The following is a 22109-nucleotide window of genomic DNA, read 5'->3' on the forward strand; positions in this document are numbered from 1 at the left end:
CTTCCGTTTCCAGTTCCATGTTCATTTGTATAGAGTTATTAGCTTATTGTTGAAGCGTCGAACTAAAATCATTTTTGTTGCCTATTTTCAGTTGAATATCCTTTTTCTGTCCGTCTCGTTCGATGTTAAGTGTCAGTGCTGTACCTACCTTTTGTTTTTGAATAAACTGGATCAGCTCTTGTGATGTGCTATAAGGCGTGCCATTGGCTCCGATAATCACATCGTAAGGACGCAAATCTGCCTGATAAGCAGGCGATTTGTAAATAATATCGCGCACAACCGAACCTTCGGTCAAAGACGTACCCAATTCCTTGGCTACTTCAGGGCTCAAATTTAACAGACTAGCACCAATGAAAGGCACAGGTTCTTTCGGAATCGGCTGATTATTTTTCAGCTTATCGACAACTTCCAAAATCGTATTGGAAGGAATCGCAAAACCAATTCCCTGTGCGTCTGCACTCACAGCTACGTTCATACCAATAACCTGTCCTTTCAGATTTAGCAGCGGTCCACCAGAGTTACCTGGGTTAATGGACGCATCCGTCTGTATAAGATGCTTGTATTGCGTCGGTTTTCCAGTTGATTCACTATTAATCGTGATCGTACGTTCTTTCGCACTCAGCACTCCGGCTGTTACCGAATGTTCAAAGCCTTCAGGGTTACCGATTGCTACCATCCACTCGCCGACTCTAGCGTTATCGGAATTCCCCAGCGTTACCGTTGGGAAGTCATTTTTACCGTCTATTTTAAGTACCGCCAAATCAAGGTCTGCATTTTTACCTAACACCTTAGCCTCATACGGTTTATTGGTTCCTTCTACAGTAACCTGAACGACGCTTGCACCTTCAACAACATGGTTGTTGGTCAGGACATAGCCCGATTTATCAAAAATAAAACCGGAACCGATACCAAGCGGAGTCAGTTGTCCGCTGTTGCTGCTGTCGTTCCTATTACTGCTGTTTCCATCGCTATTTCCATCGCTGTCTCCATACTGATTTCCAAAGAAATATTGGTACAGCGGGTCATTAAAATAAGGGCTGCTTTGTCTGCCACTTGACTGCTTGGCAAGCGTTTCGATTTTGACGACCGCAGGTCCCGCCTTTTCAACAACAGATTCAACATCAGCAGTACCTGAAGGCATCACAGCCGGAACTGCACTTGGCGAAGAACCCGTCGATCCTGAATTTGTCGTTTCGCCGCTTTCCGCTGCCGCCGAAGTTAGCGCCGTCTCGGGTGTAAACATATTGGTTCGGTCAGCTGTATACATCAATACCGTAATAACCAGCATTCCAGCCAAAAAAGACAGGAAAATCGTTTTGATTTGTGACTTGGGCTTATTCGGCTTGAACTGCCAGTTGCCACCATTCCGACCTGAACCGTCCTGTTGCTCAGGCACAGCTCGATGGTAGGAGGGAGGAAAAGGTCTTACCGCCTGCGGTGGTGTAATCTCTACGTCCTTCTCCATCAACTGCTCTTCTTTGCGTTGTCCGTCCGATTGAACTGAAGAAAAAGGGCCATAGGAATAATAATATGAGGAACCGCTTGATTCGTTTTGTCGAGTTGTTCTATCAGCATCAACCTGATCGTTGTCGTTCCGGCGTCCGGAATTATTATTTTTGAATTCGTCCATTGTATATCTCCTCCCAAACCCTAGACTTCAAGGTGGTGTTGTTTAACTGACTTCATTTTGCACCTTAAACCTTAATTCCACCTTAAAAAAAATTAAAAAGCAGATAAATCCTTAGACCTATATGTACTTAAACCTGTTCACGTCATACGAAATGCCCCGGAGAATTCCGAGGCATTGTCGATTGTATATGCTTTTTTATTTCGTGTTAAAGTTTTCATCGAACTTTTGGTTCGGTGTTTGAGCATTACTTTGAACTTTGCTGCGACTGGCGTTTTGTACTTTTTGCGCTACTGCGCTTGTACCTGCCACATCTGTTGCAAATTCTTCACTATACTTCTCATTTGGTGTCTGGTAGTTGTCTTGAATTTTATTTTGTTCAGACTTCTTCACCTTTTGAGAAACGACACCTACCGAATTGTCTTGTGCAAATTCTGCTTTAAACTGATTGCCTGCGCTTGCTTTGGCGCCTTGGTTCATGTTCGAGCTTCCGCCTTGATTTGGCATAAATCTCAACCTCCCAGTATGTTTTGTGGGATAGCTTATCCCGCAACATAGTATGTGAAGTCAGAAAGGACAATATTCAAGGATTAAATGGAAGCATCCAGTGTTGAGCTTGGAATGGATTTATGCGTTTCTATCGCTTTTTGGAGCGATTGTATCATCTTTTCCGTACATTTTCCGTTCCCTTTTTTTATAATTTGAACATTCACATCTTTCTTACCCCATTCGGAATACACTTGCCGGGTTGTTTTAAAATACAAGTCAATTTTGTTGCCCTTAATTGCCGATCCTGTATCTGCTACAATGCCGTAGCCGTAGCCTGGAATGTACAAAATGCTGCCCAAGGGAAACGTCTTGGGATCAGCCGCAATCGTGGACAGTGTGTTTTTGTCGCGACGTACTTTTACACCGGAATACGTAATACCGTAACCAGGATGATTTGGCCGTTTGCCAGTGGATTCATATCCTGCTGTATATCCTGTTGCCGTGACCGTCATGGTCGTAATGACCTGCTCTTCGGGTGGGGCTAAAACAGGTGTTGATTGCCATTTCTTATGCTGGATCGGTTCTTTGTGACCGTATACTTCATTACCCGACATGATCACACAGCCTGCAATGAGGACGGTGCCCAAAATCCGTTTCCATACCAACATGGATCTCATAAAAAACCTCCCCTTGAGGCAAAGGCTTTCCAGAAATCCGTTGGATTATACAAACATTTTATTATTTTTGAACATCCTGACCTGGATATAGTCTACTCAGCTTTACCTTATCTTCAAAAATATGCAGCAGCGTTCGCACAATAGGGGTGTGCTCATCGTGTGTATGCAATATAATGGAAGCAGGGGAAATCGAAATAAGGGTGCTCACAATTCGATCCTCAACCTCCATTTCCAGCTCAATTCCCGGCATCTCCACTATGATGTCATCTGCATCGGGAGTCGCTATAGGGACCATGGCGCTATCGAGAATGGTAAAATCATGCCCGCCTTGATGAAGCACATGCACGAGCGGAACTTTACTTTCCTGAAAAAATACAAAGTATTTGAGCAGTCCCATAAATTCTTCATACTGCCGATCTGCCCAGAATTCCTCCATGGCATAGTCGACGATTTCTTCAAGCTCTTTTTTATACGCGTGCAGTCTGAATTGAATAAGCCCTTCCAAGTTCATTACACGAAGCTCCTTGAAATCCTTTTCCAGGAGAGCGGTCAGTTTACCATGGCGCTTTAAACGTCCTCTTGGGCCATCATCATTTACCAGGGAGCGAATCATGCTGCGAATTCGGGTCGTGTCCTCTTTCTCCAGCAGCGAACAGGCTTTGGTGAGAATTTGATCAAGCAGTTCCCACTCCTTAACCTGGATAATATAATCCGCTATCGCCGAAGACATGATGCTGTATACACAGGGAAGAAAGCTTTCAAACTCCGAATTGCTCTCCGTGCCCTTGCAGGTCCATGCCACTTTGTTTTCCAGCTGTCTGAAAGTGAATCGAAATCCGCGCCGTGACATATGTAGTCCCTTGGTTCTACTTTTGACCACCTCATAGAAACGGTCGGCTTCCTGTTCTCCGTCTGTATTGGTCCACACTGTAAACAGTTCCATTGGCTCACTCCTTTCGATCACTGCTTTCAGTATATGGCGGCCTCTGTAGGGTTATACGAAGTGAACGACTGGAAACAGGAAGTCATATTTATAAGGGAATAATCGGTTTCATCAAGAACAAAATCGAAAGACGTTTGAATATTTAAGGTGGGGTATGTTAAGGTTATAGTAATATGAATTTTTCACAAGAGGGAGGGGATAAGATGTCAACGATGCTGAACATACTGCGTACATGTATGATCGTCATATTGAGCCTCGTTCAGATTTTGTCCCTTCCTGTGACATTCCATGCAGAAGATACCACTCAATCCCTGCAGTTTACTGCTGGCTCTTCTTTGATGCCTTATGCTGAGGCCTCCTCGTTGGAAACGGATTCCCACGGGCTGGAGCATCACTCCAAACCAGCTATTCGTAAGTCCTCCCCATTGCTTCATCTGGTGGTTGCTGCGGCCAAATCACTCCCTTTTGTCATTTTGATCGCGCTTGTCCTGCTACTGAGCATCCCCAAGCTGCGTCTGCCTTTCATCCCCGTCATTTGCAAGCTGAAAAAGCAATTGTGCTTGTTTCCCATCAAATTCACCTCCAGTTATGTGGCTTAACCTCTCCTTTTTGCATGGCATACCACACATTTGCATGTCTATTTGTTGATTTTCCCCAATAAGTTCTAATAAGAAAAGTTTATTTGGTATTTTTATGAAATTAAATAAAATTTATACAATTAATTCATATTCCATATCACACTCAAAGTATGTGATTTATTTCCCATATCATTTATTTCAAATAAACGTATCATACAGGAGGCTTTACAAATGGATATTCGAGAGTCTATTTTACCAGGAATCGGGATTAAGTATCGAATAGATGCTGAGAGCGGCGACCGAATTGTCATTATTATTCATGATGACGGCAGGCGTGAGTTGTACCATTTTGATTATGAGGATCTGGAACAAAGCATTTCCATGACCACCCTGAATGATCAGGAAGCGCGACAGGTGGCCTCCATCATCGGTGGCATGACGTATAAACCCAAGCAGCTTGAAAGCGTAGAAATGACATTTGACAATTCTATTATCGAATGGTATAAAGTGGAGCCCCACTATGCAAGTGTTGGCCAATCTATCGGTAATCTGGATATAAGGCAAAATTCGGGCGCTACCGTCATTGCTATTGTGGAGAAAAAAGGAAAGAAGTTTGTAAATCCTGGCCCTGAAGTGGTTATTAATGAGGATGCCACTGTGGTCGTTATCGGGGAACGTGATCAGCAAAAACGCTTTAAACAAATTCTTATGAACGGAAGCGGGTGATTGGATGGATCATCTGGTATTTGAGGTTGGGTTGGCTATTGCTCTAATCGCTGCAGCCGGGCTTATTTCCTCCAGGCTGCGCTTCTCGGTCATCCCTTTTTATATCCTGATTGGAATGGCCGTTGGACCGCACGCGATGGAGCTATGGCATTTTGATTTCCGGTTTATCGAAAGCGCCCCGTTCATTGATTTTATGGGCAGAATCGGAGTGCTGTTTCTACTCTTCTACTTGGGTCTGGAGTTCTCAGTAGGTCGCCTGATTAAATCAGGCCGCTCCATAGCTTTGGGCGGTACTATTTATATCGGCATCAATTTCACACTGGGGCTGGCTCTTGGCTTCCTGAGCGGTTTCCCCGTTGCGGAGACGCTGGTCATCGCCGGGATTACGACAATATCATCCAGTGCCATTGCTGCCAAGGTGCTGGTGGATCTCAAGCGGACCGCCAATGCCGAAACCGAAATGATTTTGGGCATTATTATGTTTGAGGATGTTTTCCTCGCCGTATACATTTCCATCCTCTCCGGATTGGTGCTCAGCGATTCATCCTCGCTCGGGGGTGTGCTGCTATCGGCGCTGATTGCGCTTGGTTTTATGCTCGCTGTCATTATCATCGGTCGAAAGGCCGTTCCTCTGTTAAATCGAATTCTGCGTATTCGCTCCAATGAGGTATTCGGGCTTGTTGTTTTTGGCTCCCTGTTTCTGGTGGCCGGTTTTTCGGAAACGATTCATGTGGCGGAAGCCATCGGAGCCCTGCTAGTCGGTCTGGTACTGGCTGAGACAGAGCATGCCAAACGGATTGAGCATTTAATTGTGCCCTTCCGCGATTTCTTCGGTGCCCTGTTCTTCTTCAGCTTTGGACTTTCCATTGATCCGTTATCCCTCGGAGGAAACGCAATATGGCTGGCACTGGCAGCGGTCATTCTTACGCTGTTCGGTAATATTTGGGCCGGGATGCTGGCTGGGCGCACGGCCTCCTTATCGCCCAAAGCATCCGCCAATATTGGTTTGACCATTGTCGCGCGCGGTGAATTTTCGATTATTATGGCCAATTTGGGTAAAGAAGGCGGTTTGCTTGATATTGTCCAACCCTTTGCAGCCATTTATGTCCTCATACTGGCGATTCTTGGTCCGTTGCTGACTAAGCAATCCAAACCTATTTTTAATATACTGAACAAAATATTCAAATTCAAAGACCCTCGCCTTCGAAAGGAAGAGAGTAACACGATATAACTATAGAAGCTGGATACGACAATCCATGAGGAGGGAAGGCTATGCCGCACATTGAAAAGCATGCCGAAGCTCTATGAAGCGGCTTGTGAAGTCCGCTTCGGGAGATGCGAGCAGGTTCCCTGTCTTTTATACGGTGATTGGCGGGATTACGGCATCCGTCGGTCTGGAATTGTTTTTACATCCGCATGATATGATCGCTGGAGGCGTCACGGGCATCTCCAGACTCGTGTCGCTTTATACGCAGGAGCATTTTGGGTTGCTGCTATTCGTTTTGAACTTGCCATTGATGCTGCTGTATTCACTGTCTACCCACAAGCCCATGCTGCTTCGGGCACTCCCCGGCTTGTTCGCCTTTTCAGGCTCAGCCATTATTCTGTCGCCCTTTCCGGCAGTGAGCGGCCATCCGGTTGTATGTGCTTTGGGAGGCGGAATCTGTATCGGGCTTGGCGCAGGGCTAGCGGCCCGTCACGGTGGTCTGCTCGATTCACTAGGGCTGAACGAATCTGACGATGGCCGCCCATCGGCTCTGTTTCTAACACAACGGAAAATTCCGCTGATACAAATTGTGATGCTTTGTAATGGTCTACTGCTCATTACGGCTGGCTTCGTGCTAGGCTGGGAACCAGCTCTGTACTCAGCCTTGTCCTGCCTCGCCGCCTACGAAACGACTCGGCTGATGTTTACTGGTCTGACCCGCATGGTTTGTGTCATCAGCAACAACCAGCAGACTGTCGAGGATGCCCTGTATCGCAGGCTTCGTTTACAACGTATTTCTGCGGGAAGTCCTGTTCAGAAAAAGGATGAAATTAAGAAAGATCTGGTCGATGAAAAAACTGAAAAGACTATTGTCTATCATGTTCATCTTTTGGATTTGCAGCGCTTCAAGGCGATCATTCAAATGACAGACCCGCAGGCTGAAATGATGTATATGAAGCGATGGAAGGTGTAGCAAAAGCCAAGGATATTTACCGTAATACTCTTTTACTCCATTGTCACATTGGTTGGCAATATGATAAAATATAGCTAAGATGTATACACTAAAAAAGAGTAAGGATGTTGTAGCATCCTTACTCTTTAGCAACAGCCGCTTATAAGGGCGGTGGCTGTTCAAAGATTTGTCGATCGAAATAGACCGTTTACCTTTGTGAGAGGACGGTCTATTTCTTTTTATGGAAGGAAAGAATCAAGATCACTAAGGTTGCAAATTGAATCATCAACATCAGCGTATCTTTAACCTCCACAGGCATCACCTCCTTTGCAGGAGACTAGCCGACCGCCCATCTAAGCCATTCTGTTGTTAAGGGATATTATACCATATAGATATTATTAAAAGTAGAAAAATGACTTTTTTAAGTCTTAATTTGAGAATAGTACCCTGATACATAGTTTTGTGACTCATCTTCTGCCCTTTCAATAGCTTGAATGAAGGTAAATAAAGGTTGATCTCTTTTGTACTGAATAGCCTTTTCACCTGTGCCCCCTGCCGCTCTCCATTCCCAAAAATTGTGCACATCAACCGTCTCAAGAAAATAAACTGACAAGGCTTCGATTGGATTAACAGCATTCATTTTTATAAAATCCTCGTCGGAAAGTTGATCGTACTTAAGATATTCGTTCTTCATTATCGGTATATTGTCAATCTATATTCGGAGGATATTTATATGTTAAAGTTCAGAATTAAGTTAAAAGAAGTTCTAAAAGATCGTGGAATAACACAGAAGAAACTAGAGGAACTCTCGGGAGTTCCACAATCCAAAATATCTAATTTGTGCAACAATAAATTTCAAGAATTGAATATTAACAACATTGAAAAAATTGCCCATGCATTATATATCAAAGACATTTCTATATTAATGCGATTTGAAGAAGAATAATATGTAATTATAAACAATTCAAAAAACGCTTATCTACTCTAATCCCTCTACACGGATTAATGATAGATAAGCGTTTTAATGATTACGAAATATGAACGAATGTATTTTTAATTTTGCATAATAAAATCATGCTCAATGCTGCTGGCACTGTCAAATGTACGAATGATATCATAACGGGTGTTACGCTGTGCCGGAATATTACCTGTCTCACGAATCAACTGTAAAATGGACTCGATGTTGACCTTATAGGTTGCGCCTGCGGCGGAAACGACGTTTTCCTCAATCATCGTGCTGCCAAAATCATCGCAGCCATAGTAGAGAGATTTTTTGCCGATTTCGGGTCCCATGGTTACCCACGAAGACTGAATATGCTTGATGTTATCCAGTACAAGTCGACTGATCGCAACAGTTTTCAAATATTCCTCCGGCGTCTGGCGCTCCTTCTTCAGGTTTGTGTTGTCTGGCTGGAAGGTCCAGGGAATAAAGGCCAAAAACCCTTCTGAATTATATTTATTTTCAATACATTCGTCCTGAGCATCACGAACACGCAGCAAATGCAGCGCACGCTCCTCCATCAACTCACCAAAGCCGATAACCATCGTAGCAGTCGTGTTCATACCAACCTTGTGAGCTGTTTGCATCACATCCATCCAATCACGCCAAGAGCCCTTGAGACGGCTGATTTTGCGGCGAGTACGGTCATCCAAAATTTCTCCGCCTCCACCCGGCAGTGAATCCAGTCCGGCCTCATGAATGGCTCGAATGGTTTCTTCCATGGAAAGGCCGGATTTTTCTTTCATTTTATGAATTTCAGCCGGCGAAAAGGAGTGCATCGTAATATCGGGAAAACGCTCCTTGATACCTTTCAGCAAATCCGTATAATAATTGAACGGCAGATTCGGATTTACACCGCCTTGCATCAGAATTTCGGTGCCTCCTACATCCTGCGTTTCCTTGATCTTCTGAAAGATCACCTCATCCGGTAGAACGTAGCCCTCATCTGAACCTGGTCTGCGGTAAAAGGCGCAAAAACGGCAATATACGTCGCACACGTTTGTATAGTTAATATTTCGTCCGATGACAAAGGTTTTAACGGGATTCGGATGCATGCGATTCATGACTTTATTCGCCGCATGACCGATTTTCTCTACCTCATCTGATTCAAACAAAGCAACGGTATCCTCTAAATTCAGGCGTTCGCCGCGCAGGGCTTTATCTAAAATATGGTCGATTACACTCATGGTGTATCCTCCTTCGCTTTCACAGGGCGACGAAATGAAAGACAGGACTTATGAACGAGAATGCTTTCACAAACCTGCGTTCGAACCCTGCCGTAATGTATGTTCATGACTGGCCTTGTATGTTGTCTGTGCTATTTAGCATAGTAAAACCTATTGATAATACTAACATATCTTTAGGTAAGGAACCATACTTATTCCCGCTTCTTTCTGCTTTTCACCTTGAGAAATATGCAGCTACCAGCTAATTTTCAACAGTATGTGCAACCATTTTTTAGGCTGTCTTTCAGGTCACTCTAAAGAAAACAGCAAGCCTCCTGTAATACTGGAAACTTGCTGTTTAGTACTGTACATATTCGCTTCCTGCATGAAAACGCCAAGATGCTGCTGAGATGCTGGCGCTCTAACTTAACGCCTCGTTCAGATCGCTGATCAGGTCGTCAATATCCTCCAGACCTACTGAAAAGCGAAGTAGTCCGTCCGTAATTCCTCGCTCCAGACGTACACTATGCGGCATAGCCGCATGTGACATCATCGCCGGGTAAGACAGGATGCTTTCCACAGCTCCCAGACTCACCGCGACAATTGGAATACGCACGCGACTGAGAACTTCTTTTGCCCGCTCACCAGAACCTACATCAAACGATATCACTGCACCATAGCCGCTGGATTGGCTCTCGTGAACAGCACGCCCCGGATGATTCTCCAGCCCCGGATAGTACACAGCCTCAATATCAGCTCGGTCGTTCAGCCAGTTCGCAAGCTTTGCCGCACTCTTTTCACTGTGTGCCATACGAGCTTCCAGTGTCTTCATGCCGCGCATGAGCAACCATGACTCTTGCGGGGCCAGCACAGTCCCCATCCCGTTTTGGAGCTGCTTGATTTGTCTCCCGAGCGATTCGGTACGTGCTACCGCAAGTCCTGCCAGCACATCGCTGTGTCCGCCGAGAAACTTGGTCGCACTGTGCAGGACAATATCGACGCCATGCTCAATCGGACGCTGATAATAAGGTGTCATAAACGTATTATCCAGCAACGTCAAAAGTCCGTTGTCCTGTGCCCAAGAGGCTACTCCTGCGATATCAGTAATTTTGAGTGTAGGATTGGACGGGGTTTCTATATACACAGCCTTTGTATTTTCCTGCAAAGCCTCTTTTACAAGGTTGAGGTCCGTCATGTCTACAAAGGTCGTTTCAATATTCATCCGTTTCAGTATGGTGGTCAGCAGTCGATACGTTCCTCCATATACGTCTTCCGTAACAATGACATGATCTCCGGCGGACAGAAGCATAAATACAGTGGAAATGGCCGCCATCCCCGATGCAAAGGCAAAGCCTCTGGCCCCGCCTTCTAGCAGAGCAATATAGTCCTCCAAAGCTTGTCGTGTCGGATTACCGGAACGGCTATAGTCATGCTGTGGAGGGTTATATATATCATGATGGTGAAAGGTAGAAGCCTGATAGATGGGAACACTCGACGCACCTGTTACACTGTCAATTTCAGAGCCAAAATGCAGCAGCTTGGTAGCGAATTTCCGCTCCTTATCCAGAGTTTGCTCGATTTTCTTTACATCCTCAATCATTGTTGCTCCCCTCCTTCAACTTCCTGACGTGCCGCTTCCAACGCCGAACGCAAATCTTCAATTAAATCGTCTGTATGCTCAATGCCTACGGAGAAACGCAGCAGCCTGTCATCTACCCCAACTGCATCCCGAATTTCTGCCGGTATATCGGCATGTGTCTGCACAGCAGGATAGGTCATCAGCGATTCTACCCCGCCCAGACTTTCGGCAAAAGCAATCAGCTTAATGTTACGAAGCAAGGGCTCCACATAGCGAGCATCCTTTACTTTAAAGGAGAAAATACCTGTGTTGCCGCTGGATTGTTTGTTTTGTATCTCCCGACCCGGATGACCTTCGAGCCCTGGATAAAATACTTCCGCCACTGCAGGGTGGGTCAATAAATAGTTAGCAAGTACCGTCGCATTATGCTCATGTCGATCCATACGCAGCGCCAGCGTTTTCATGCCCTTCATCAATTGATAGCTGTCTCCCGGGGAAAGCACAGCTCCTATAGAATTGTGAAGGAAGGAAATTTCGTCCGACAGCTCTTTGCCCTTGGTTACAATCAAACCTGCCAGCACATCATTGTGTCCACCCAAATACTTGGTTGCGCTATGTACCACAATATCGGCACCCAGCTCCAAAGGACGCTGGAAATATGGTGTTAGCAGCGTATTATCTACAATGGTAAGCAACTGACGTTGTGATGCCCATTCAGCCACCGCTTGAATATCCGTAATCATCATCAACGGGTTCGTAGGCGTTTCTATGAATACAGCTTTGGTATTCGGTCGACATGACTGTTCGAGTGCTTCAAGATCGTTTGTATCCACATAACTTGCCGTCACACCAAATTTAGATAGAATGCGCTCCAGCAAACGATATGTCCCGCCATATAGGTCCAGCGATACAATGAGATGATCTCCCTGTCCAAACAAAGCAAATACCGTTTGCAGTGCCGCCATGCCGGAACTGCATGCAAAGCCTGCATCACCAGATTCCAGTGCAGCGGAAGCCTCTTCCAGTACCTTTCGCGTCGGATTGGTCGTCCGAATGTAATCAAATCCTGTGCTTTGGCCCAGACGGGGATGGCGGAACGCCGTAGCTTGATAAATCGGATAATTAATAGCCCCGGTTACTGGCTCCTCCACTGAACCGATCTGTGCCAATCTGCTTTCGATTTTCCACTGCTTCTCACTCATATGAATCCTCCTATTAACTTCCATATTAGATGCTGTAACATATACTGCAAATGGATGATCAAATACTATACTGCTGCGCTACTGCAAGGTGGTACTGCAGAAAGGTAAATTTCAAGCCCCTTTTTAAATCTGGGGCCCGATATCGTAAGGTGTTTCTTGGTATACATAATAGTTAAGCCAATTAGAAAATAATAAATTGGCATGCGCACGCCAGATAGAGGGCGGTGTGCGTTTAGGGTCATCGTCCGGAAAATAGTTTTTGGGGACTTCAACATCCAATCCTTTAGCCACATCACGATCGTATTCCCATTTCAGCGAGAGTGGATCATATTCGGAATGGCCAGTTACAAAAATTTGTTTACCATCACACGTGGCGACCAGATACACTCCGGCTTCCTCGGATTCGGATAAAACCTCTAATTCGGCAATGTGATCAATATCCTCCCGCCGAACCTCCGTATGCCGGGAATGAGGAGCATGAAAAAGTTCATCGAAGCCGCGCAACAGCTTCACTTTAGGCTTAATAACCCTGTGTGGAAATACGCCAAAACATTTGAAGTCGAGTCCGTATTTAGGGACCCCGAAATGATGGTATAGACCTGCCTGTGAGGCCCAACAGATATGCATGGTCGAAGTGACATTCGTTTTCGTCCATTCAAAAATTTGCTGGATTTCCTTCCAGTAGTTCACATCTTCAAACTCAAGCTGCTCTACCGGGGCTCCCGTAATAACCATACCGTCAAAACGACTGTTCCTGATCTCGTCAAACGTTTTATAAAACATGTTCAAATATTCTTGTGATGTATTTTTGGATACATGGGACTTCATGTGTACCAATGTAACGTCCACTTGCAGCGGGGTATTGCCGACCAGTCGCAACAGTTGGGTTTCTGTTGTCTCTTTTGTAGGCATCAAATTCAAAATGGCGATACGCAACGGACGAATGTCCTGGTGATAGGCCAGGCTTTCATCCATTACGAAAATATTTTCGCCCTCCAGCACTTCCTTGGCAGGTAGTGTATCTGGAATCTTAATCGGCATGTAACTCACTCCTCGTTAGTAAGTTTTGCGAAAATCGTCATGTTGAGATGCCGGGCATATAATAAAAAGACCTTTCTCAGTTAGAGAAAGGTCATATTTGTATCCATATGCGCCTCTCTCATCTGTCAGGGCAACACGCTTGTATACAAAGCGCACGTCCTGCAAGAATTAGCACCGTGCGATTAGAATCGCCGGTTGCCGGGTATCATCGGGCTAGTCCCTCCACCTGCTCTTGATAAGAAAATGACTTTTAATTAGCCTTAATTAACCTCAGAAAACCTTATTGTATCAACGGTTTTCCTTGTTTAACTTGCTAATTAACCTTATTTAGTTTTAACTAGAATTAACTATTTTTTAGAGTTTCGTGACCACTGTGTGATCACTACAGCAATAAAAAATGAACATGCTCAACATCTAGATGATTGATTGCATGTTCATAATTATACACAAATTATTCAGTTCCGCAAGAGGACTCGATTATGTATTTTGCAAAGAATACTTTGGCAACTCGTATCTGTTTGCCAACTTTCATAACTGGAAATTTCCCCGATTTCATTTCTTGATAAGCTACATTTTCACCCACCATAAGTATTTCTTTAATATGATTTACATCTAAAAGTGGGGGATATGATCCTAAAGCTTTCAACATTTCTTCTTTCATGTATGTATTAACTTCCTCCTGTTTAATTTCTGCTTGTTTGTCTTTCTGCTGAAAAACTACAATTTCAATTCTAAGGCTTCCTAACTTGCTACCCATTCACCAGACTATTCCCTAACTATAAACACGTCTTAAAATTGCTTCTAGCTCGTCTAAGCAATAATAATTGTCTAGTAACACCATGACCACTTCATATGGATAGATGGATAGATGGATAGTCATCATCCATTAATGCTGTCATAATGAATTGTTTTGGCTCTTTATGTACTCCATCTGTACTCAATTGACCTGCTACAATGGCATATTCGTTTGTTTACCTTCACTTGTTTGCTCAAATGCCAATTTTATAAACTATCCATTGAATACTAGCCAGATGAATCCGTAGATTAAAGACATTAGCCCTATAATGCCCAACAAGCAAAAAAGTAAAAGCATAAGAACAAATTTTTACCTTCCATAATAACCACCTCATTAAAGAATATAGAACAGGTAGAAGAAGTCGGCTACTTCGTTTTCACCTAATCTACAAACCGCCTCTATGGTAAGTCTATGCGGCTACATGTAAAACGTAAAGATGAGTCCCTAAATTAATTCTGTCGCTCTAATCCCTATAGATTTATCTCTAACTCACAGGTATTGCCCTTACCAATACAAATGCCCTATCCAAGGCGAAGTATCTTGATTTTCTATAGATTATTCAGAAAAAGGATGTACTAAAGACAAGTCAACAATAATCCATTTTGACCAAGTACATTGCTTATTCTGTTATCCACCTGTCAACTAAATGAGCCTACTAAAGCACCTCATAATGTTACTACTCTTTAGTCTAATGATATGAGGTGCCTAGAGATGACCATTTAGTTGACACTTTTAATCTGATATTTTGTCGCTCTGACACTGATTTTCTATAAATTTATGTACAACAAAGCAATGGAATCAAAATCAGCTTCCACAGGTAACAGTAGGACTTATTGTTTTGCTTTCGTCCTCTTTTTCTTGTCCCACTTTTTTATGTTCTTCTCAATCTGTTCTTGATAGGCTCTCAAAAAAACAGTCTCTTCTTGCAAAGTATTCATTAGATGATGCTCAAAGTATTTAGATCCTTTTCCATTGTTCCTATAATCTGAGTAAAGTATGTATTGTCTATTCATCTCTCGAATCAGCTTATTTAAATAATCCTTATCATAACCTATACAATCAGCCATCTTTTGAATGCTCATAAACGATTTTCTTTCTATATTGTTCTGCCATTTTTTCAATAAGCAATAAACAGGATAATAACTATGATTCAATCCTCTACTTTTATACACATCAAACAGATTTAAATCTACACTTATATAATAGTCCGACTCGGTTACAGGTTTATCGTATGTAATATTTTTATCATTAGTTTCTTTAGTAGTATTAGGAACATCAGTTGCTACAATATGCAATATGCGATCATCAGGGATTGTCTTGTCAGTATTTAAAAACCGATCCCATCTCGTTACATTCTCAAAATCTATTATCCCAAGCTTCTTTAATAGCCTCAAACAATCAAATGTCTCTTGCTTACTCAATTTCGTTTCTTTTCTTATGTATGATATAGAAGTTAAAAATGTATTGGATTGTCAACACTAAACTAGACAATTTTTTTGTGGTGCCTCTGCTTGAACTCAGCCGGACTCAAGTAATCCAGAGAACCGTGAATCCGAATATGGTTGAACCAGTGTACATAGTCATGTAATTCTGTGGTTAGCTCAGCAAGACTTTCAAAATGACGTTTCTTCACAAACTCCGTTTTGAAAATTTTAAAAGTAGCTTCCGCAACGGCATTGTCATAGGGGCAGCCTTTCATACTCAAAGAACGCTCAATCTGAAAAGCCTCCAGCGCATCGTCGATGAGCTTATTCTTGAATTCATTGCCTCGGTCGGTATGGAAGAGCTGAATGTCATTTAGGTTGCCCTTAATTGAAGCCAAAGCACGGTAAACCAGCTTGGCATCCTTGTGGGGGCCTGCACTGTAGCCGATAATCTCGCGGTTAAACAGATCTACAAAGAAGCATACGTAGTTCCAATATGAACCCACTCGGACGTACGTCAGATCGCTTACGACGACAGATAACTCCTGCTCTTGTTCAAATTTCCGGTTCAATACATTCGCTTGCTTAGCTTCATTACATTTCGTGGAATGAGGCTTGTACTGAGCGACCGTATACGACGAAACCAGCCCATATTCCTTCATGATTCGTCCAATTCTCCGCCTAGATACCATAAAGCCTTGCTGGTGCAACGTTTTTTTAATCTTACGCGTACCGTAGTTTTGACGACTGGTTTGAAAAATGTCTACAACGATAGAGGAAATCTCATCCTCCGATGTAGCCTCGACCTTGCCCTCTTCATAATAGTAGGTGCTCCTCGGGATTTTTAGGACGTCGCACATTGCTGATACCGAGTATTTATGTTTATTCTGGCGAATGACATTTACTTTCGTCCCATGATCAGCGCGGCTTGCTTTAAAATGTCATTCTCCATGAGCAGTTGCTTGTTCTGTTTTCGAAGTTCAATCAGTTCTAATTCCTCTGGAGTCCGGTTGTCTTTCTCTTTGAAGGATCCAGATGTGGAACTCTGTTTCACCCATTTATCCAACGATGAAGGATTCAAATCATACTCTTGAATGATATCCTTTCGTGCTTTGCCACTTTGATATAGCTGAACCATCTGCGCTTTAAATTCAGCGCTAAAGGTACGTCTTTCTTTTTTAGTCATGATCCGTTTGCTCCTTCTAGGTTGGTCTGTAGTCTACTATATTAGACCACAATTTTTCTGTCTAGAAGAGTGTAGCCGATCCAACTATTACACCTATACAAATCACTGTAATTAATCCTGCTACTATCATATGTAATGGATCAACAATGTAATTCTGTATCTTATTCATTACACTATATCCATATACGGGAACGTTACCGTCAATCAAATAAACGCTACTCTTCACGCGATAGCCAGTTAATTTAAGAATCATTGCAGTAATTGTAAATATGCCAGCTACATACCCAATTGCATGTAAAATATTTATTACACCTTTCTCTAATTGCCTATCCAAGTTAGTGACCTCCTTTAGTTTTAAAACTGACCAATAGAAATATATAGATTGATACAAACTTGTATAGGAATAATATACCATGTATCAGTATGCTTATTCCAATACACATAGTTGTGATTGTTGTATTTGGTGAATTACTTCGGGCAAGTTTTTGTCCAATGTTGATTTCAGTTACAGATTAACCTTTGCCAAAATTTTGGCGACCTTTCCGTTAAGGAAAATTTTCCGTATCAGTATAGCATCATTACATCGTGGAAAACAATCCACAATGTCGCTCGTTTTCTCCAATCGACTCAGCCACATCCTTCATAGACCGCCCGTCCAAAGGTCGGGCGCTTTGATCACCATTGTTTCAGATGGACATTTTGACCATCTGCTTCTCTATATCAAGGTAAAATCCAATATAGGAAAAAAAGTGCATATTGAGAATACGACTAATTGGAATAGATTTGATTTAGCGTAACGTCAATTTGACGTGTTGCAGGCAGAAGGTACGATGTCGTACCAAACTGTTCAAACCATCCGATGTCGCACGATTTGGATACAAAAAAATCCAGTCACCGTCAATATGGGGGCAACTGGATGGTAAAATTGGTGTTTTATACAGACTTGAGTTTTTGCATTGTTACAGAAAATTTAAAACATGCCTTTTATATTTACTCTCCAATTAAGCATAAAAGAAATTCTCACTGAACAAGTTTTATATAATAAATACACTACTTATTCATATATCTGTTAAGAAACACATGAGTTCAGATTGGAATTTTTTCGCAGTAAAGCTACACTCACGATTTTTATGAATTATTAAACCATGCGTAAAGCTTATTTGGGAATCAAATGGAATAATATTTAGTTTCCCAGTCTTTAGTTCGTTGTTAACCGCTATTTCAGGGACTAAGGCAAAACCTTTTCCACAGCTTACATATTGTTTGATCATCTCAAGACTAGGTAACTCTATTGCATCTTTAACCATAATACCGGCATTTTTCAAAACATCTATAGCAGACGTATGATACAAACAAGATGTGCCACTACTAATAAAAAGTTGGTCATTTAGAATCCGAACTCCCTCATTGCTCACTTTCTGAGCTATATCCTCAGATGCAACAAAAACGATCGTTTCTTCTATAATTGGATAAAAAATAATATCATGGCGACTCGGGTTTTGAGGAACAATTCCAAAATCCAACTCATAATCTAGTACACCTTTTAGAATATCCTGATGTGCTCCTTGTTCTATACGCAAATTTACGCTTGGATAGTTTCTTGTGTATTCCTGAACAAAGGGAAGCATCCGTGTAAGAAAGAAAGATTCTTGTGTTCTGATACGTACTGTTCCGCATGGCTGATCTAGTTCATCCATACTTTCTTTAAGAGATTGACTTAAGTGAACATACTGATAAGCATATTTGGAGAATACTTTTCCTGCTTCCGTAAGTTCTATCCCTCTTGGATATCGATGAAACAATTTTTGTCTACAAATTTTTTCCAACTGTTGGATATGAGTTGTTACTGTGGATTGAACATAACCTAAACGATCTGCAGCTCGACTGAAGCTTTTTTCTTCAAGTGAGGTAATAAACGCCAGAAAAAAACGACCTTCTAATGAATTTATCACATCGATCACCTTTCTGTATTTCAATTCGAAATAATAGACATTTGATTTATTCGTTAGTCAAATATGTATTTGTATTATACGATAACCCTAGTTCAAAACCAATTACCATAACATCATAATTCACAGAACCATCGTGATGTTGGTTAGAAAGAAACTCTACAGAGCATCTTAATATTAATAAAAATATCACAAGGAGATGTGCAAAATGAAGATTAGTTATCATCAGCAAAAGGTTGGAGATGTTGAAGTTTTTTATCGTGAGGCCGGCCCTAAAGATGGTCAAGTTATTTTATTATTACACGGGTTTCCATCTTCAAGTCATATGTTCCGTGACCTAATTCCTAAACTGGCAGAACAATACCGTGTCATTGCTCCCGATCTGGCTGGGTTCGGTCATACAATAACTCCGCCGCGCAGTCAATTTAACTTCACATTTAACAGCCTGTTCCAAGTTATTGAAGGCTTTACTGAAGCACTGTCTCTCAAACAGTATGTACTTTATGTATTTGATTATGGTGCACCTGTTGGTTATCGTTTGGCGGTTGCTCATCCTGAAAGAATTCAAGCAATTATTAGTCAGAATGGGAACGCCTATATTGAGGGATTTAGTGACGAGTGGGGATCCTGGGAAACTTATTGGCACTCTCCAACACCTGAAAATCGTGAAGCATGTCGCGATTCCTTGACTCCTGAGACCATTCGAAACTTTCAGTATTTACATGGAGCTGATGCCAGCCTTGTTTCACCAGATGGGTATTCTCTAGATATTGCTTTCATGTCGCGTCCAGAAGCTGAAGAAATCCAACTGGACTTGATCCTTGATTATAGAACAAATGTGGATCGTTATCCTGACTTTCAGGCTTATTTCCGTAAGTATCAACCTAAACTCTTAGCCGTATGGGGTAAAAATGACCCTGCCTTCCTCCCTGCTGGAGCTGAAGCGTATAAGCGTGATATTCCATCTGCGGAAGTCCATTTACTTGATACAGGGCATTTTGCTCTCGAAACACATGCTAAAGAGATCAGTGAGCTTATTCAACAATTCTTAAGGAATGATAAAAAGAATAACCTCAATGAACCGATTGATACTACTACATTCTAATTGCTCGGCTTCTTAGAAAAACTCCCATCATAATAGGCATAGAAAAATTTTGTTTTTCTACTGCCTACTGTGATGGAAGCATGTACACGATCATTATCGATGTTACTTTAAACTTCATCACTTGAGGAATAATAAGCATGTGCATGGTGATGACTAATCTGGATATAAAAACCCTTCATCAATACAATGTCAACGTAAAAAAACTCAAATGCTTACTTGCTATCTTTAATAAGTCTACAGAAATAAGCTCTTATTGTGCATACGGTATTAAGGGTGATTGAACTTGATCACAAGGATAATCCATTTATTTCGGAATGTTACTTTTAATTTTAACGGTCATCTTATTTAGTTATTGTAACTACGCTAACCCGCCTGTAAGTTGAAACAAAAGCAGCTGATGCATTGATCAGCTGCTTTCTTGATGTTTTTTCTTGTTATCTGTGTGATATTAAATATTCCCCTTGGAGAGATCGTATTTAGCATTCTATTTAAATCAACAGAATTATAATCTTTTGCCACTCTCTTGGCTAAATCAATTAGAAATAATTGATCTTTACCTCTTAGTCTACGTTCTACATATTTAGACTTACCCGCAAAGGCCTCGCTTTATTCACCATCGTCTAAGCCGTAACTAGAACAGATGTCTGGTATATCGTATGATTTCACCTCAGATGCTAGAAAAGATGCTATATGTTGAACTAACTCTATATGATTCATTTTTCACCTCGAAATCTGAATAATGATGAAATAAATCTTTAATAATAGGAACAATATACCATATATCAGCACACGTTCGAGTATAATTTTTTTGATTCCTTACACTTTACAATGATATACTCCTGAGACGCTCTCACGTTCGTTCTAAGGCTGATATTCACGTTATGAATAGGAAATCTCTCAAAATCCCCGTAACTCTCACCTGTGTTGGCTTAACGCCTCGTTTGAGCTTATCTCACTTACTATCCTCACATCAAAATAAATTATTTACACATCTAATTTAATATGATATATTTAATTATTAACCAAAATAAAATAAAGAAAATATTAGGAGAGTGCTTATGGCAATAGGATCTGTAAAACTTGACAAGAAAACTGGAACATATTATTTCGTTGTGGACGTTGGGAAGAAAGGGGAACCACGAAAACAGAAAAAAGAACGAGGATTTAAAAAAAAGAAAGATGCTCAGGATGCATTGACTGATTTATTGAATCAGGTAAATAAGGACGAGTATATTGAACCAAGTAAAATAAAAATTACGGATTATATGTTGGATGTGTGGATAGTAGAGAAGGTTCAGAATAAACATATGACACGGCTTACCGCAGATTCATATATATCCTATATTCATAATCACATTGAACCCTGTTTTAGAAGTAAGACATTGGGAAAGTTGACTTCGAAGGATATCAAAGGATTAGTGAATTATCTAAAGACGAAGAAGAGTCCGCAGAACAACAAGCCTCTTTCTGATTCAACAGTTCAACGTATATACAATATTGTTGTGACCGCATTAAATTACGCTGTTAAAAATGAATTGATAAAAAACAATCCTGCTGAAAAAGTAGATCGACCCAAAATAGCAAAAAGAAAATTGACCATATGGAATATTGAACAGATACAGAAGTTTTTGAGCAGTTTCGAATATAGTCGTCATTATGTTGCTTTCTTTCTAGCTATACACACAGGGATGAGGCAAGGTGAAATACTTGGACTTCCTTGGAGCAATGTTGATTATCAGAATAAAATAATCATGGTGACCCAAACATTGGAGCATGATGGGAAGGGCATTAAGCAGGGAGCAAAAACTTCTTCAGGAGTTCGTCCAATTGCTGTTTCAGATGAAGTGATTGAGGTATTACAAAAGCAACATGAAAGAGTTCTTTTGGAAAAGGAACTGGCTGGAGAAATGTATGTGGACAATGATCTGGTGTGTTGTACCAACATTGGTAAACCAGTATTTCCTGACACATTGACAAAAATGATGCGAAGGAAGATAAAAGAATTAGAACTACCACACATTAGATTCCATGATCTCAGGCATACATCAGCTTCATTAATGTTATCCATTGGTGTACATCCAAAGGTAGTTTCTGAAAGATTGGGGCATAGTAGTGTAGTTATTACATTAGACACTTATTCACATTTGCTTATGAATATGCAATCAGATGCAACACAAGGATTGAGCAGTTTGTTGAGTAAAAAAGAAGAAACTGAACCACTAGAAATTGAACAAGAATTGCGTGACCAGAAGTGTGACCAACCAGTTGAAGTTTAGACGAAATAACAAGCAAAACCATTGATACATAAGGATTTTTTGAGAAGGCTATAATAAAAGCATCTTATCTGCTCTTGATAAGATTTCGCTATATTCTTTTAGGTTTACAATGTTCTTTTTAAACACTTTAATGCATCGGCTGGGCTTCGTCAAGATGGGACTTGTAAATTCGTGTCCTCCATTCAC

The 22109-nt window shown here is 41.6% G+C and carries 22 protein-coding genes and 1 riboswitch; of the genes, 7 read left to right on the top strand and 15 right to left on the bottom strand.

Features of this window, described 5'->3' with window-relative positions; translation table 11 throughout:
* Positions 1-43 precede the first annotated feature (43 nt).
* The 4 genes from BAZ21_RS17965 to BAZ21_RS17980 all read right to left on the bottom strand — a co-directional run bounded on the left by BAZ21_RS17965 (position 44) and on the right by BAZ21_RS17980 (position 3736).
* Positions 44-1630 carry a S1C family serine protease gene (locus tag BAZ21_RS17965; protein ID WP_068503689.1) on the bottom strand — a complete coding sequence of 529 codons (1587 nt, stop codon included), beginning with the start codon at positions 1628-1630 and terminating at the stop codon, positions 44-46.
* 195 nt (positions 1631-1825) lie between these two features.
* Positions 1826-2134 carry a hypothetical protein gene (locus BAZ21_RS17970; RefSeq protein WP_068503691.1) on the bottom strand — a complete coding sequence of 103 codons (309 nt, stop codon included), beginning with the start codon at positions 2132-2134 and terminating at the stop codon, positions 1826-1828.
* An 83-nt stretch (positions 2135-2217) separates the two neighbouring features.
* Positions 2218-2793, bottom strand: coding sequence for a 3D domain-containing protein (locus BAZ21_RS17975; protein WP_068503693.1), 576 nt, complete (start codon positions 2791-2793; stop codon positions 2218-2220).
* Between the two features lie 61 nt (positions 2794-2854).
* On the bottom strand, positions 2855-3736 hold the full coding sequence (locus BAZ21_RS17980) for a putative sporulation protein YtxC (RefSeq protein ID WP_068503695.1): 882 nt from the start codon (positions 3734-3736) through the stop codon (positions 2855-2857).
* A gap of 203 nt (positions 3737-3939) precedes the next feature.
* Between BAZ21_RS17980 and BAZ21_RS17985 the strand changes: the two genes are divergently transcribed.
* The 4 genes from BAZ21_RS17985 (at position 3940) to BAZ21_RS18000 (ending at position 7220) form a co-directional block, all read left to right on the top strand.
* Positions 3940-4335 carry a hypothetical protein gene (locus BAZ21_RS17985; RefSeq protein WP_068503697.1) on the top strand — a complete coding sequence of 132 codons (396 nt, stop codon included), beginning with the start codon at positions 3940-3942 and terminating at the stop codon, positions 4333-4335.
* A gap of 210 nt (positions 4336-4545) precedes the next feature.
* Complete coding sequence (locus BAZ21_RS17990) at positions 4546-5040, top strand: cation:proton antiporter regulatory subunit (RefSeq protein ID WP_068503701.1); 495 nt, start codon at positions 4546-4548, stop codon at positions 5038-5040.
* 4 nt (positions 5041-5044) lie between these two features.
* Positions 5045-6271, top strand: a complete 1227-nt coding sequence (locus tag BAZ21_RS17995; protein ID WP_068503703.1) for a cation:proton antiporter — start codon at positions 5045-5047, stop codon at positions 6269-6271.
* An 85-nt stretch (positions 6272-6356) separates the two neighbouring features.
* Positions 6357-7220 carry a YitT family protein gene (locus tag BAZ21_RS18000; protein WP_068503935.1) on the top strand — a complete coding sequence of 288 codons (864 nt, stop codon included), beginning with the start codon at positions 6357-6359 and terminating at the stop codon, positions 7218-7220.
* Positions 7221-7428: 208 nt separating this feature from the next.
* On the opposite strand, the gene BAZ21_RS30260 is transcribed toward BAZ21_RS18000, so the two are convergent.
* Both BAZ21_RS30260 and BAZ21_RS18005 read right to left on the bottom strand, forming a co-directional pair.
* A complete protein-coding gene (locus BAZ21_RS30260) occupies positions 7429-7518 on the bottom strand; it encodes a putative holin-like toxin (RefSeq protein WP_373441561.1) in 90 nt (29 codons plus the stop codon).
* 102 nt (positions 7519-7620) lie between these two features.
* Positions 7621-7839, bottom strand: a complete 219-nt coding sequence (locus BAZ21_RS18005) for a hypothetical protein (protein ID WP_068503705.1) — start codon at positions 7837-7839, stop codon at positions 7621-7623.
* 93 nt (positions 7840-7932) lie between these two features.
* Between BAZ21_RS18005 and BAZ21_RS18010 the strand changes: the two genes are divergently transcribed.
* The gene (locus BAZ21_RS18010; protein WP_068503708.1) at positions 7933-8145 is read left to right on the top strand and encodes a helix-turn-helix domain-containing protein; all 213 of its coding nucleotides are present in this window, start codon (positions 7933-7935) and stop codon (positions 8143-8145) included.
* Positions 8146-8252: 107 nt separating this feature from the next.
* Here the strand turns inward: BAZ21_RS18010 and mqnC are convergent, their stop codons facing one another.
* The 9 genes from mqnC to BAZ21_RS18060 form a co-directional block, all read right to left on the bottom strand.
* Positions 8253-9386 (bottom strand): cyclic dehypoxanthinyl futalosine synthase, encoded by a 1134-nt coding sequence (gene mqnC, locus BAZ21_RS18015; RefSeq protein ID WP_068503710.1) that lies wholly within the window; start codon positions 9384-9386, stop codon positions 8253-8255.
* 400 nt (positions 9387-9786) lie between these two features.
* Entirely contained in the window at positions 9787-10965 is a 1179-nt protein-coding gene (locus BAZ21_RS18020; protein WP_068503712.1) for a trans-sulfuration enzyme family protein, read from the bottom strand.
* Entirely contained in the window at positions 10962-12146 is a 1185-nt protein-coding gene (locus BAZ21_RS18025; protein ID WP_068503714.1) for a PLP-dependent transferase, read from the bottom strand. Before BAZ21_RS18025 ends, BAZ21_RS18020 begins: the two co-directional genes overlap by 4 nt.
* Before the next feature lie 123 nt (positions 12147-12269).
* Entirely contained in the window at positions 12270-13187 is a 918-nt protein-coding gene (gene metA / locus BAZ21_RS18030) for a homoserine O-acetyltransferase MetA (protein WP_068503716.1), read from the bottom strand.
* A gap of 115 nt (positions 13188-13302) precedes the next feature.
* Positions 13303-13429: riboswitch (SAM riboswitch) on the bottom strand.
* Between the two features lie 209 nt (positions 13430-13638).
* On the bottom strand, positions 13639-13944 hold the full coding sequence (locus BAZ21_RS18035; RefSeq protein WP_256021718.1) for a helix-turn-helix domain-containing protein: 306 nt from the start codon (positions 13942-13944) through the stop codon (positions 13639-13641).
* Positions 13945-14813: 869 nt separating this feature from the next.
* Positions 14814-15404, bottom strand: coding sequence for a hypothetical protein (locus BAZ21_RS18040; protein ID WP_141694997.1), 591 nt, complete (start codon positions 15402-15404; stop codon positions 14814-14816).
* A gap of 62 nt (positions 15405-15466) precedes the next feature.
* Positions 15467-16593 (bottom strand): IS3 family transposase gene (locus tag BAZ21_RS18045; protein WP_141694998.1). Its coding sequence is split into 2 segments (ribosomal slippage): positions 15467-16344 and positions 16344-16593, totalling 1128 coding nucleotides; the frame shifts between segments, so codons are not numbered across the junction.
* Between the two features lie 61 nt (positions 16594-16654).
* A complete protein-coding gene (locus tag BAZ21_RS18055; RefSeq protein ID WP_068503722.1) occupies positions 16655-16927 on the bottom strand; it encodes a hypothetical protein in 273 nt (90 codons plus the stop codon).
* 724 nt (positions 16928-17651) lie between these two features.
* Positions 17652-18545, bottom strand: a complete 894-nt coding sequence (locus tag BAZ21_RS18060) for a LysR family transcriptional regulator (protein WP_068503724.1) — start codon at positions 18543-18545, stop codon at positions 17652-17654.
* Positions 18546-18750: 205 nt separating this feature from the next.
* Between BAZ21_RS18060 and BAZ21_RS18065 the strand changes: the two genes are divergently transcribed.
* Both BAZ21_RS18065 and BAZ21_RS18070 read left to right on the top strand, forming a co-directional pair.
* Positions 18751-19647 carry an alpha/beta fold hydrolase gene (locus tag BAZ21_RS18065; RefSeq protein ID WP_014280407.1) on the top strand — a complete coding sequence of 299 codons (897 nt, stop codon included), beginning with the start codon at positions 18751-18753 and terminating at the stop codon, positions 19645-19647.
* Between the two features lie 1058 nt (positions 19648-20705).
* A complete protein-coding gene (locus BAZ21_RS18070; protein ID WP_068503726.1) occupies positions 20706-21923 on the top strand; it encodes a tyrosine-type recombinase/integrase in 1218 nt (405 codons plus the stop codon).
* The last annotated feature ends 186 nt before the right edge of the window (positions 21924-22109 follow it).

The organism is Paenibacillus kribbensis (assembly GCF_001705305.1).
Taxonomy (GTDB): domain Bacteria; phylum Bacillota; class Bacilli; order Paenibacillales; family Paenibacillaceae; genus Paenibacillus; species Paenibacillus kribbensis_B.